We start from the raw sequence: 14,754 nt of genomic DNA on the forward strand, positions 1-14,754 counted from the left end.
GAAAATGCCATTGGATCTATGTAGATTCATTGCATATTTCCATAATTTTTTGATCGAGAATAGGACTTAAATATTCAATATTGGGTTGAGAAATAATATCATGTCCACAGGGAATCTTAATAACTGTAACATCTCCTTTTAATAATCTTTCCCATCCGTAGTATGGAAATAGCCATGAAAAATCGGAACAGAATAGCGGATTCTCTTTTACAATAAATCGAATTTTTCTTGTTCCCATAAATAATAGTACTCTGTCATTATAAGGTCTACGATTATAGATTTTTGAACCCATATCAGCTATTGATGGATTTGCTATAGTTGGTTTAGATTGAACTTTAGGATTTAGGTATTTATTAATCCTATCAATGAGATAGTGCCATTTATCATCAATGGATAGAAGTAAAAGAAGTTTGATAATTGATATAAATTGATCAAGCCGCTCGCATAATTTATACAAAATTGAGGGTTTCGGATATGTTTCAAGAAGGACTAGGAGAGTTATTTCTTTTCTACGTTTTTTTAGTTGATTTGCCATTTCTATTGCGATTAATCCCTCAAAACAATAGCCCCCCAACATAAATGAATCAGAGGTATGTACTGTCAGTAATTCATCTACTAAAAGTGAAGCAATTGCCTCAATCTCAATATATTCTTCTTGAGAATCTACAAGGGTTTGGTGACTAAAGGTTGGCATAACGTATATTGGTTGCTGAAGCCGCAAATTCTTGGCAACTTTTATATCCCCAATCCAAACAAAAGGTTGAGAGTTAGTCCCATAGGCATTATCAATATTGGGCATTACTTCTACAATTAACCCTCTTCTACCTATATGATTTCCTTGGCGACCAGCACTGTGGGCAAGTAAATCTCGATAATATTTTAAAGTCAGTCCTGATGGAATTTCCATTGTCTCTTGTTCATGTCGACGGAGCCATAAAGCAAGTTCTTCTATGGTACTGAGTTTGAAAAATGACATTAATGGTAGAGTGCAGTTAAAAGCTTTTTCTATGTCTAATACCAAACGGATAGAAAGTAAAGAATGTCCACCTAAATCAAAGAAGTTATCGTTAATACTAATGGGATGGTGATTTAAATGTTTCTCCCAGATTGTTGCTAATTGCTGTTCTGTGCGATCGCGAGGAGGAATAAAGTTATTGGTTGTCATAGATGACTGTGGATTGGGTAGCGCACTACGATCGACCTTGCCATTGGCATTTAGGGGGAATTGATCTAAGAACACAAAGGCAGATGGCGTCATGTATTCTGGTAGCTGACCTTTCAAAAAATTGCGTAATTTATTATTAGTTAACGTCACTTGCGACACAATATAAGCAACGATTCGTTTGTCTCCTGGAATATCTTCACGGGCGATCGCCACAGCATTGATAATATCTGGATGTTTACTAAGAACTGCTTCAATCTCTCCTAGCTCAATTCTAAAACCTCGAATCTTTACTTGATTGTCTATACGTCCAATAAACTCAATATTACCATCGGGCAGGTAACGAGCTACATCTCCCGATTTATATAATTTCCCATTACCAAAAGGATTAGCAATAAACTTCTCAGCCGTTAATTCAGGTTGGTTAAGATAACTTCTAGCCAATCCATCACCGCCAATGTAGAGTTCACCTGACACTCCGATAGGAACTAGTTGCATATAGCGGTCAAGAATGTAAACTTGGGTGTTTGAAATTGGTCTTCCTATAGGTACAGAGCTTCTAAAATGGGTGGTTTCTGAAATTAGATGGGTACAGGTGAAAGTCGTGCCTTCTGTTGGACCATAACCATTAATTAGATGACAGTTTTTTAAAGTTGATAAAGCTTTTTGAACATGGGGAATAGATAGAACATCACCGCCAGCTAAGAGTTGACGTATAGGCTTTAAATCCTCAATATGATTATCTACCATTAAATTAAATAGTCCAGATGTGAGCCAGAGGGTTGAAATTTGATGCTGCTGGATAACCTGTCCTAATTTCTGGAGGCTGGGAGCATGGGGTGGAAAAATAACTAACCGAGATCCATTAAGCAAGCTGCCCCAAATCTCAAATGTGGAGGCATCGAAAGCAAGTGGGGCAAGTTGCAGGAAGGTTTGTAATGAATTTAAATTTACATAATCAATACCCTTGACTAACCGAACAACGCTGCGATGGATTGTGCAGACTCCTTTGGGCTTGCCTGTGGAACCAGATGTGTAAATAATATAGGCTAGATCCGTAGGAATCGTGCCGCAATTAGGATTGTCTTGGTCTTCACCGTTGATTTCTTCTAGATCTGTATCAAGATAAATAACCTGAAACTTATCTAAGGATAGATTCCCTAATAATGAATGTTGAGTGAGTAAAAATGGTGTTTGAATATCATCTAGAATAAATTGTAACCGCTCCTTTGGATAATTTGGATCTAAGGGAACATAAGCACCACCAGCTTTTAATATGCCTAATAAACCTACGATCATTTCTATAGAGCGCTCCACACAAATTCCCACCAATATTTCTGGTTTTACTCCTAAAGTTTGGAAATAGTGACCAAGCTGATTTACCCGATTATTTAGTTCTCTATAGGTAATTTGCTGATCTTCAAAAACTACGGCGATATTTTCAGGTGTTCTTTCTACCTGTTCCTCAAATAGCTGATGAATACATTTATCATGGGGATATTCCTTACTTGTATCATTCCATTCAATTAATAATTGATGTTTTTCCTGTTCTGTGAGGATTGGCAACTTTTTAACTTGCAAATCTGGCTCAGCTATAATTCCAGCTAACAATACCTGAAAATGACTGCTCATCCCTTCGATAGTAGTATCATCAAATAGATCTGTATTGTATTCCCACGTTCCCATTATTCCAGCACGAGATTCCGTTAAAGATAGAGATATATCAAATTTGGAAGTTTGACTCTTTAACTCGATTGATTGCAATGTTAGGTCAGGTAATGTGAGAGTTTCTTGGGGAGTATTTTGTAAAATAAACATTACTTGAAAAACAGGCGCATGACTTAGGCTTCTCTCTGGCTTTAGTTCCTCAACTAACTTCTCATAGGGTAAGTCTTGATGACTGTAAGCATCCAAACAAACTTCCTTTACGGATTTTAATAGTTCTTTAAAACTCGGATTATTTTTGATACTAATTTTCAATGCTAAAGTATTAGCAAAAAATCCTATTAACTTCTCAGTTTCCTGTCGATTACGATTGGCGATCGGCGAGCCGATTACTATATTTTCTTGATGACTGTAACGAGATAATAAGATTCCAAAAGCCGATAGTAATGTCATAAATAAGGTCACGCCTGATTCTTGACTTAAGTCTCTTAGTCGTTGACTTACTTCTGCTGATAATTTGATTTTCTGGCTTTTTCCTCTATAGGTCTGGACATTCGGACGAGGTCTATCTGTAGGCAATTCTAAGATAGCAGGAATATTTGCTAATTGCTGTTTCCAATAGGATAGTTGCTGAGTTAAAACTTCCCCTTGCAACCAATTTTTTTGCCAATAGGAAAAGTCTGCGTATTGTATAGGTAAAGGAGCTAATGAGACAGATTCTCCATCAATAAAGTTTTGATAAAGAATTGATAACTCACTTCTTAATATTCCCATTGACCAGCCATCGATAATGATGTGATGAAAGTTCATTAATAAAATATGGCTGTTTTCCTTGAGCTTTAATATTTTGGCTCTGAACAAAGGACTAACGGTTAACTTAAATGTATGATTTGATTCGGCGTGGGCTAACTCTTCCACTTGTTTTTGGACTGAGAGTTCAGCTAATTCTGTTAAATCAATTACTGATAGAGTAACTTGTAAAGAAGGAGCAATAATTTGTACGGGTGAACCATCTATTGTGTTAAAACTTGTGCGAAAAATCTCGTGCCTGTCTACAATGGTCTGAAAAGCTTTTTCAAGAGATTTTATATTTAGGTTACCTTCTAACTTTAAGACTAATGGTACGTTGTATGTTGCACTTTCTCCTTCTAATTGATAGAGAAACCACATCCGAAATTGAGCAAAAGACAAGGGTAGGTTCTCTCGGTTTTTGAGAGGTTCAATGATAGTTAAAGTGGTTTCTAGATGATATTTCTGCTCGATCGCTTCAGCTAATTGGACTGGGGTAGGATGTTCAAACAAACTACGAATGCTAATTTCTTGTTTGAGAGCTATTTGTAATCGGGAAATCACCTGTGTCGCTAAAAGGGAATGTCCCCCAATTTCAAAGAAGTTATCTCTGCGATCTACTTCGGGGATTCCAAGTACTTCACTCCAAATTGAGGTGATGATTTCTTCTGTGCGGTTAGAGGGTGGACTAAATTCTGTTTCTCTCGATATTTCTGGTTTTGGTAAGGCTCGGCGATCAATCTTGCCACTGGGAGTCAAGGGCAACTGCTCTAGGATGACAAATGTGGAGGGAATCATGTATTCGGGTAGCTTTTGTTTTAGAAATTCGCGTAATTCCCTTTGACTTAATGTCACTTGTGACACTACATAAGCAACGATTCGTTTGTCTCCTGGAATATCTTCACGGGCGATCGCCACAGCATTGATAATATCTGGATGTTTACTAAGAACTGCTTCAATCTCTCCTAGTTCAATTCTAAAACCCCGAATCTTTACTTGATTGTCTATACGTCCAATAAACTCAATATTACCATCGGGCATATAACGAGCTAAGTCACCTGTTTTATATACTTTCCCTTCTCCAAACGGATTAGCAATAAACTTCTGATTGGTTAATTCAGGGCGATTCAAATAACCTCTTGCTAGTCCATGTCCACCAATATGTAACTCTCCAAGCACACCGATGGGAACTGGCTGCAAGTAAGCATCGAGAATATAGGCTGTTACATTAGGAAGCGGACGACCTATTGGTGGACTTTTTGTACTTGATTTTACAAGGTAGAAAGATGACCAAATCGTAGTTTCGGTCGGTCCATATAGATTCCATAGTTCCTTGGTTTTGGGAAGGAGACGACTAGCCAATTCTTGGGATAAAGCTTCTCCCGTGACAATAACCTTAAGTTGATTGCTGCCTTGCCATCCGACAGTCAAAAGCATTTGCCAAGTAGCTGGGGTAGAAATCATAAAAGTTATCGGTGATCGCCGAATTACCTCAGCCAGTTGATAACCATCCTTAGCGACTTCCGAGCTAACTATACGAAGCCTAGCACCAATCATAAGAGTTAAAAATATTTCTGATACAGCAACATCAAAAGCAATGGTTGTTAATGTGCATACTGTGTCTTCGCAGGTCAAATTAAGTTTTGGGCAGATATTTGATAGAAGATTGACTACATTACTATGTCGGATTTGTACCCCTTTAGGATTTCCAGTCGAACCTGAAGTATAGATAACATAGGCTAAATTTTCAGAGGTTATATCACTCTTTAAATTTTGGGTGCTTTGTTGAGCGATCATCTTTTGATCTCGTTCAAGATCAACAATGTTAGTACATGATGCAAACTTAAAAGTGAGATTGGTTTGACTAACGATTGGATTATCTAGCTGTGCATCTTTAACTAAATAGTCTAATCGTTCCTGAGGATAAGCTGGATCTAATGGAACATAAGCGCCCCCAGCTTTTAATATGCCTAATAAACCTACGATCATTTCTATAGAGCGCTCCACACAAATTCCCACTAATACCTCTGGTTTTACGCCTAAAGTTTGGAGGTGGCAAGCAAGTTGATTTGCCCGATTATTTAGTTCTCTATAGGTGATTTCTTGATCTTCAAAAACTACAGCGATGTTTTTAGGTGTTCTTTCTACTTGTTCCTCAAATAGTTGATGAATGCATTTATCGTGGGGATATTCCGCAAATGTATCATTCCATTGTTTGAGAATTTTGACTTGCTCAGAAAATGTCAGAAAGGGAATAGTGGAGATCGAGCGATCCGGATTATCAACTATAGATTGCAGAAGGTTCTCATAATGATTCTTCATGCCAGCAATAGTTATATCCTTAAATAAATCAGTGCTATATATAAATGTTCCTACTAGCTCCGATTCAATTTCTCTTAAGGTTATGGCAAGATCAAATTCAGTAGTTCTAGAATCAAAAGTGCTGATGTTAAACCAAGATTGGGAAGCTTTCTGCTCTACTTTAGGTAAATTATGAAAATTAAAGAGAACTTGAAATAGGGGAGAATAACTCAAATCCCTTTCAATTTTCAACTCTTCTATGACTTTCTCAAAAGGAATTTCTTGGTGAGATTGCGCTTCTAAAACAGTAGCTCGAACTTGTGACAATAATTCTTTAAATGATAGCGTTTCTAATATTTTTGTGCGTAAAGGCAAAGTATTGAGAAAGCAACCAATTAAGTGTTCAGTTTCTAAATTATTTCTTCCAGAAATAGGAGTGCCAACAGTAATATCGGTTTGATGACTATAGCGATACAGGAGAATCTTAAAAGCGGTCAGTAAGGTAATGAATAGGGTTACACCTGAACTTTGACTTAGAATTTTAAGGGCATTGGTTAGAGGTTTGGAGATAGTGATCGATATACTCTGCCCTTGATTACTACTAATATGGGGACGAGGATAATCCGTAGGTAGATTAATAGTTGATACTTGATCTTTAAGTTTTGCTTTCCAGTAATCTAGTTGTTTTTGAAATTTATTTTGACTAAATTGGGTTCTTTGCCATATTGAAAAATCAGCATATTGGATGCTTAAAGCGGGTAGAATAGAGGGTTGATCGGTCAGGAAAGTTTCATAGAAGTAATTTAGTTCCGTTAGGAAAATTTGCGAAGACCAGCGATCGCTAGCAATATGATGTATAACAATCAGAAGAGTATATTCTTCGCCATTTAACTTAAAGAGAATGTTACGAAGAGGGAAATCAAAAGATAGATTGAAGGGTTGATTAGTGTGTTTTCTTACTTCTGCTTCTAGATATTCATGGCGATCGCTTAGGTCAATTATGGGTATGGGTATATTAATTGCGTCTACGCTATGAATAATTTGATAAAGTTTGCCATCGTCTTCCATCTTATAGGTAGTTCGCAATACTTCATGGCGATCAATTATTGCGTACAATGCCTTATTAATAGCCTTAATATTAGCTGGTTGAGTAAATTTTAGAGTTCTAGAATTATTGTAAACAGAACTCTGTGGGAAGAGTTGTTGAACAAACCAGAACCTTTGTTGAGCGAAAGATGCGAGGCAAGGAAAATCTATAGGTCTGGGTGCAATTAACCGTTTAGAAGTATTTGCTAATTTACTCAAGCGATCGCTTAAAATCTGTCTCTTCTTAGGTGATAGGTTAGCAAGTCGTTGATTAATTGAATCTAGATGCATAATAAAGTAATTTCTCGAACTCTTTAAGGTAATTGCTCAATTTCATCTAACATTTTTTCTATATCTATCTCAGATGTTAATTGAATTTGATATTGAATAATTTTATCTGCCATTGCTGCGACTGTTGCTGACTCTAGTAGAAGATTAGGTGAAAGATTGATATAAAATTTCTCTAGGACTCTAGACACAATTTGCATTGCTTGGATGGAGCTACCTCCTAGCTCAATAAAATTATCATTTATGCTAATTCGAGAGAGTTGTAAAACAGACTCCCAAATTTCTAATATCTCTGTTTCCAGAGAATTACGCGGCGGCATAAAAGAGTTATCGACATCTGGAAGACTCCAGTCAATGGGAGGCAATTTACTCCGATCTATTTTACTATTTGTAGTAGTAGGAAGAGTCTCTAAAATCACAAACTTAGAGGGAATCATATAACTTGGCAATTTCTCTACTAGAGCTGCACGAATTAATTTAATTTCAGGGGTAAATCCTTGCTTAGGAACGATATAAGCAGCAAGACGAATTTCGCCTGATAAATCACTAACCCCTACTACCACAGCTTGCCTAATTCCCTCAATATCTAGCAATGCACCTTCAATTTCTGAAGGCTCTACACGATAACCTCGAATTTTGAGCATGAAGTCTTTGCGTTGTATCCATTCTAAGCATCCATCGGGCTGCATTCGCCCTAAATCACCTGTTAAATAAATGCGTTCATCACTACCATCGGTCGTGGGCAAAAATTTTTTATTGGTTAACTCTGGGTTCCGCCAATAACCTTGAGAAATATAGCGACTTTTGACGGTAATCTCACCGATTTGATTAAAGCCAAGTCTTTTTCCTGAATCATCTACTAAAAAGACATCCTTTCCTTCCTTCGCATAACCCACAGGCACGTTATTGCCCTTAATTTCAGTAGGACTACTAATAACTAATCTAGTTATCAAACTTGTTTCAGAACTTGCTAATTTTTGAACTACATAACATCTATCAGATATGTGCCTTTTAATCTTTTCTATATCTTTTTTATAAAATTTCCCTCCTGGTGAAATATAGCGTAAATCGGGAAATTGATCCTTTGCCGTCAATGTCTCAATCCATTGCTGAAATAGGCTTACGGGAAGACGTAAAATAGTAATTTTCTCATCAATTAGCCATTGAGTTAACCAATTCAAACCTCGTTCGAGAATACTGCCAACGCATAGGGTACCACCAGTGAGTAGAGCGTTAAAAATATCAGAGGTGGATGATGTAAAAGCACTGGACGTGAGCATAGTAAAGCGATCGCTAGCCTTAATCTGCAAATCATTTGTGTCAGTATACACCCGATGAAGAATCATTCGAGAGTCACGCATTACACCCTTAGGCTGACCAGTGGAACCAGAGGTATAAACAATATTACATAAACTATTAGGAGCGATCACTATATTCAAGTTCTCTTGAGGATAGCTTTGATCCATCTCATCCACATTCATAATACTTACTGAATGTTGAGCTAACTGTTTTACTAGAGTTAGATTCTGTTTATCAGTAATAATTAATTTGGCTTCTAGGTCTTTTAAAATATAATTTAGTCTTGTTAGTGGAGTATCAGGATTGAGAGAAACATATGCCTTGCCTGTCTTTAAAATTCCCATTATTCCAATAATTACGGCAACATCATGATCGCAGATTAAAATAATCGGCTCCTCTCCCCGTCCTCGCTTATCCAAAATTGCATGAGCTAGTTGATTTACTGATTGATTTAACTCTCGATAAGTAAGGATACTATTCTTCCCTTTTACAGCTTGGCGATCGCTATAATGGTTAACAATCTTTTCAAATCTCTCAGGAATAGATGCTTCAACTTCAACTTTGGAAAATCCTATAAAAGTATCTATCATAATTTGTAAATATTTAATTACTCATTTGTCCTAAATAAACACATGTGGCAGCAGAAATTATTATGCGATCGCCATCCACACTAAATCGATTAAAAACCTCTTTAGCTGCTTTCTCAAAATTTTTATACAAAGGATGATCTGGCTCAGGAGAAGGAGACTGAGAGCAAAGCCTACCAAAAAAATATTCCCACGTTTCTGATTGGATAGTTGGAATATCAAACTTAAAAAATTTGTGACTATCATAATAAAAATCCAATGCCTCTTTAAGCTTATCTGGATAATTGTCATTAGATTTATCACCTGCAATATCCCAACCATTCTCAGGGATTTTGATTGATTGGCTCGCTGTCAAAATTTCTCGATCTAGATGAGGAGTATTGATAATTGCCAACCAGCCATGAGGTTTTAGGATTCTTTGAAATTCCGCTTTGGTACTATATTTGGGGAACCAGTGAATTGCTCTAGCCACGGTAATTAAATCAACTGAATTATCTATTAATCCAGTAGCATCTGATAGAGCATCAATACTAACAAAAGATGGATAGATTTTTAGGTTTTCCTCGGCTACGGCTCTCATCTGAGAGTTAGGCTCAATGGCAAAAATCTGCTTGACTCGCTCCACAAAGGCTTGAGCTAACATCCCAGAACCAGAACCGATATCAGCAACGATCGCATCTGAGGTTAATTGCGTTATATCAAAAATTCGATTGATTGCCTCAGGTGCAAAATTCCAACGATATTTTATGTAGTTTTCTACTTTAGGTAAAAATCTAATAACTGAGTCCATATTTTATTTAGGTTTGTATAAATTATTTATAAAACCACTTTTTTCTAAATTCCGCAAAATCGAAATATCGACTGTATCTTCAGCTTTAAATTTAGATGCTTGGGGATTAGTAACTTTAACATCACCTAACATCTTTGTAATCCCCTTGAGAGTCGGATAAGGAACTTTGGCAATTTTCTTTTGGATCGTAGTATCGTACCATTCTTCCAAGATGGCAGCATCAGCTTTTGGATCGTATTTGTTAGCCCGCACAAGTGTAGCAATTGCCCCTTTTCTATCTTTCTTAATGGTGGCGATCGCTTCCACAATAGCTTTCATAAAATTAACTGTAACTTGAGGATTTGCTTTGATATAGCTTCTGGTTGTGGCAATGACAGTATGTTGATAGGGTATGTCTAAAGTAGTCATATCCAGTAATGTATGATACCCTTTGTTCTTTGCTTTAAGGCTTAGGGGAAAAGATAATACGGTGGCTGAAATTCGTCCAGCTTCCATAGCTTGTAGTCTTTCTCCTTCTCCCCCGACTGCCGCAATTTCCACATCTTTATCAGGATTTAATTTTAGATATTTCAAAGCGGCGCGTATGGCTGCATCTGTGGATGAACCAGATTTTGAAATAGCAACTGCTTTCCCTTTTAATCCCTGTGGTGTTTTAATACTAGGTACAGATATAAAAGCATAGGGATATTGATTGAATATCCCAGCAATCATGACTAAATCTTCACCAGCGATCACGGCATTTATGACTGAACTACCAGCAATTTGGCAAAAATTCACACTCTTAGCGATCATTGCAACGGCTGCTTCTGTGCCACTTTCAATAGAAATAACCTCAACATTTAGCCCATACTTTTGAAAAATGCCCTTATTCTTGGCATATTGAACTAATAATTGATTACCAGAATTAGAACTTGTACAAACCTTAACTGAGGTTAGGGCTTGAAATGTTGCAGCTACATTCTGAGCTTGATAAGAGGCTGTACAGAATACCCCTAAAATACATAGAAAAAAAGTCAAAAGGCTCAGGGATAGATGCTTTAGCTTCATATTTTTACATTTATAGCAATTTATATAGTAATGTTTTAGATCAATTCACACGATCGCTAGTCTTAGAAATGATGCCCGATATGCGAGAAAAACGCAAAAGATTTATTAATTAAATTCAACTGGGATCGATAATTCGCTACATTGAAAAGCTTAAATAACTGTGGTACTTAAGGTAGAGGAGTATAAAGGAGTAAAGTCGATGTTAAATTTGGGGCAAGTGATACGGAGAGTGCTGGTAACAGGGTTGGGAGGGCTAGTGTTCTCAGGAGGGGTGTCTGCTCAAGAAAATGCTGGACTTGAGTTAATGTTGATAGATTCTTCTCAAACTCAGGTTACTTCTGTTTCTCAGCTATTGGATGTGCAGCCCACAGACTGGGTATTTGTAGCAGTACAATCCCTTGTCGAACGCTATAGTTGTCTTGAAGGTTATCCTAGCCATAAATATTTTGGTACCCGTGTTCTTAGTCGTTATGAATTTGCGTCTGGGCTCAATGCTTGTATTAATCATATTAATCAATTATTGACATCAGGTTTCGCAGATAAAGTTAGTCAAGAAGATCTAGCAGCATTACAAAAATTGCAAGGAGAATTTGCGATCGAGTTAGCTGGACTTAAAGACAGGATTGATACTTTAGAAGCTAAAACCACTACCCTAGAATCACAACAATTTTCACCTATAACTAAATTAAATGGGGAAGCTATTTTAGCGATCGCTGGGGTGATTACTGGAGACAACGCCAAAGGAGAAACTATTACTGATCGCAATCTAACTTTTTCTAATCGCATCCGCCTTAGTTTTGACACTAGCTTTACAGGAAAAGATTTGCTAAGGGTTCGTCTGCAAGCGCGAAATGTTGTGCCATTGGGTGGGAGGAACTCAGGTGCAACGCTCACAAATGAGGGACGTTTAGTATTTGATGGTAGTAGTAATAATCAGTTTGAGTTAGATACTTTACGCTATCGCTTTCCCCTTGGAGATAGCACCACTATTTATGCCTATACAGACGCTGAAGGATTTTTTGGTATCAACTTTACATCCCAATTTAATCCATTCCTTGATAGTTCTGGAGAAGGAGCAATTTCACGTTTTGCACGCCGCAATGCGATCTTTTCATACGCAGGTGGTGGCGGTGGCTTGGCAATTAGTCAGAAATTAGGGACAAATCTAACCTTGGAGTTAGGTTATTTTGCTTCTAATCCCAGTAACCCTAGTCAAAGTAATGGCTTATTTGGTGGTAAGTATCAAGCTCTGGGACAACTTGTATTTAAACCGACTCGGGATCTCACCCTTGGCTTAACCTATAGTAATGCCTTTAGCCCATCTGGAAATTCCTTTGGTCCTTCCGTAGGTAGTAATCTTGCCAATAGTAATGCTGGAGCAGCGATCGCTAATACCTATGGGTTTCAAGGCTTTTGGCGAATTACAAAAGGTTTAGGACTAAGTGGTTGGGTTGGCTATGCTAATCATCGATATTTAGGAAAAGGGGATGCTTCAGTTTGGAACTGGGCGATCGCTTTATCTTTTCCCGATCTTGGCAAAGAAGGGAACTTAGCAGGGCTTGTTGTGGGGATGGAACCTAAGGTTACAAGTGTAAGTGCAGAGCTGGATTTGGGGAGAGGTAAAGGCATTGGCGATAGAGATACATCCTTTCATATTGAGGCTTTCTATCGTTACGCAGTTAGCAAAAATATTTCTATAACTCCCGGATTGATTTGGCTGACAGCACCCAACCACGACGAGCGTAATAGTGACATTCTCATTGCAGCAATCCGAACTACTTTTAGTTTTTAGAATTATGAGTTAGTCCGCCACCGTTCAAATCTTGATTCCAACTTTTTTAATAGCTCCGTCAAAATATAACCTGTCCCAGATAATATAACTAAACCGACAAAAACCTTATCAGTTTGAAAACTCCCACTAGCCACTCTCATCATGTAACCAATTCCAGCATTAGAAGCAACAAATTCACCCACAACTACTCCCACTAATGCTCTACCTACTGCTAACCGCATACCCGCAATGATGAAAGGGATAGAAGTAGGAATTGCTATAGTTGTAAGAATTTGATAATCATTAGCGCCAAAGGTGCGCGCACACTTTAATAAATTTTGATCGATCGTTTTGATGCTAACGACTACGTTAATCAAAATCGGAAATACTGCTCCTAAGAAAATCACAGCTATCTTAGATTCAATCCCAATTCCCAACCATAAAATTAGGATCGGAAAGATAGCAATCCGAGGTGTTGCATTTAAAACTGAAATAAAGGGATCAAAAATCCCATTTAACTTTTTATACCAACCTAAACAAATACCCAAGGGAATGGCTGTAAACACTGCCAACAAGTAGCCAATACTAAATGCGGTTCCACTAACTTGAATATCATGCCATAACCCATTCTGCCAGAGCCATTGTGCTGCGATCCAAATCCGACTGGGTGAACTCGTAAATAAAGGTTTAACTAGTCCTAAATTTGGAATTAACTCCCATAAAATTAGAAACCCAGTAACTGATAGTAAAGGCAGAAAGATATTTTCATGGCTTTCAAAAAAACGAAAGCATTTACATAATGTGGTTTTAAATTTGTGTATGAGCATGATTACTTGTTTCCTTACTAATTCTTAAATTAGGGGTTAATGTTCAGACTTTAGTAAAGTCCAAATATGATGCTCAAGTTGATTAAATACTGATTGATGTTTGATTTCTGGCGATCGCATTCGAGGTAGGTTGATAGAAATAATAGACTTGATTTGTCCTGGTTGAGTACTCATTACGATTACCCGATCTGCTAAATAGATAGCTTCATCGATCTGATGTGTGATATAAATAATTGTACTATCAGTTTTATGCCAAATTTGTTGCAGTTCTTCTTGCATAGATTCACGAGTTTGGGCATCTAAGGCGGAAAAAGGTTCATCTAGCAGTAAAAGGCTGGGTTCCACGGCTAAAGCCCGAGCTAAATTTACTCTTTGCTGCATACCGCCAGATAGCTCGTGGGGAAATCGATCCTCCAAGCCCTTCAATCCCACTAAGTCAATAAAATATTGAGAGTGATCGCTAGCCCACTTATGGTTGTATTTTTGTAATTCCAACCCATACATCACATTTCCCATAACTGATCGCCAAGGTAGGAGAGATGGACTTTGAAATACCATAGCGCGATCGCTACCTGTCCCGATGATTTCTTTTCCATCTACTACAATATATCCTGAAGTTAATGGGATTAGACCAGCGATCGCATTTAAAAGAGTGGTCTTTCCGCAACCACTAGATCCAACAACTGCAATAAACTCCCCTCTGTCTACTTTAAAGCTAAGATTAGAGATTGCCAAAAAACGCTGTTGTTTGCGCTTAATTAAATATTCAACGGAAATATTGTTAACTTCAAGTTTTAGCATTTTATACTTCGTCTAATAGTTCCTGAATTTCTTCCTCAGAAAGATGCTCGAACGCCACAATCATTTCTACTTCAGCGATTTCCTTTAATCTAGGCTAATTCTACTACTGTGGGCTTCCGAAAAAGTAGTGTATTTGATAACTGAATGTTTAAGTATACACTGATACGAACTACAACCCTCGTAACGCCTAAGGAATCAGCACCAAGGGCAAAAAAATTATCGTTTGCACTGACCGTTTCTATTCCTAGAACTTCAGAAAAAATGAGGGCGATCACCTTTTCTAAGTCATTAATAGGAGCAGTAAAATCATGCTTTAGATATGCCTCTAGTTTGTGTGCTAA

General features: G+C 37.5%; 8 protein-coding genes. 1 reads left to right on the plus strand and 7 read right to left on the minus strand.

What is annotated here, in order from left to right; all coding sequences use genetic code 11:
• Window positions 1–16: 16 nt before the first annotated feature.
• Genes SYN7502_RS14700 through SYN7502_RS14715 form a run of 4 tightly spaced genes read right to left on the minus strand, consistent with a single transcriptional unit; the run spans window position 17 to window position 11,014 of the window.
• Complete coding sequence (locus SYN7502_RS14700; RefSeq protein ID WP_015169561.1) at window positions 17–7,294, minus strand: non-ribosomal peptide synthetase; 7,278 nt, start codon at window positions 7,292–7,294, stop codon at window positions 17–19.
• A gap of 23 nt (window positions 7,295–7,317) precedes the next feature.
• The gene (locus SYN7502_RS14705; protein WP_015169562.1) at window positions 7,318–9,180 is read right to left on the minus strand and encodes a non-ribosomal peptide synthetase; all 1,863 of its coding nucleotides are present in this window, start codon (window positions 9,178–9,180) and stop codon (window positions 7,318–7,320) included.
• 13 nt (window positions 9,181–9,193) lie between these two features.
• Window positions 9,194–9,967 carry a class I SAM-dependent methyltransferase gene (locus tag SYN7502_RS14710; protein WP_015169563.1) on the minus strand — a complete coding sequence of 258 codons (774 nt, stop codon included), beginning with the start codon at window positions 9,965–9,967 and terminating at the stop codon, window positions 9,194–9,196.
• Between the two features lie 3 nt (window positions 9,968–9,970).
• Window positions 9,971–11,014, minus strand: a complete 1,044-nt coding sequence (locus tag SYN7502_RS14715) for an ABC transporter substrate-binding protein (protein WP_015169564.1) — start codon at window positions 11,012–11,014, stop codon at window positions 9,971–9,973.
• Window positions 11,015–11,285: 271 nt separating this feature from the next.
• Here SYN7502_RS14715 and SYN7502_RS14720 point away from each other — a divergent pair, with 271 nt between their 5' ends.
• On the plus strand, window positions 11,286–12,806 hold the full coding sequence (locus SYN7502_RS14720; protein ID WP_168130378.1) for an iron uptake porin: 1,521 nt from the start codon (window positions 11,286–11,288) through the stop codon (window positions 12,804–12,806).
• A 2-nt stretch (window positions 12,807–12,808) separates the two neighbouring features.
• On the opposite strand, the gene SYN7502_RS14725 is transcribed toward SYN7502_RS14720, so the two are convergent.
• The 3 genes from SYN7502_RS14725 to SYN7502_RS21195 form a co-directional block, all read right to left on the minus strand.
• On the minus strand, window positions 12,809–13,612 hold the full coding sequence (locus tag SYN7502_RS14725; RefSeq protein ID WP_015169566.1) for an ABC transporter permease: 804 nt from the start codon (window positions 13,610–13,612) through the stop codon (window positions 12,809–12,811).
• A 36-nt stretch (window positions 13,613–13,648) separates the two neighbouring features.
• Window positions 13,649–14,413: an ABC transporter ATP-binding protein gene (locus tag SYN7502_RS14730; protein WP_015169567.1), complete on the minus strand. Its 765-nt coding sequence runs from the start codon at window positions 14,411–14,413 to the stop codon at window positions 13,649–13,651.
• Between the two features lie 89 nt (window positions 14,414–14,502).
• Window positions 14,503–14,688: a phosphopantetheine-binding protein gene (locus SYN7502_RS21195; protein ID WP_256377879.1), complete on the minus strand. Its 186-nt coding sequence runs from the start codon at window positions 14,686–14,688 to the stop codon at window positions 14,503–14,505.
• Between the last annotated feature and the right edge of the window lie 66 nt (window positions 14,689–14,754).

This window comes from Synechococcus sp. PCC 7502, from assembly GCF_000317085.1.
GTDB lineage: Bacteria > Cyanobacteriota > Cyanobacteriia > Pseudanabaenales > Pseudanabaenaceae > PCC-7502.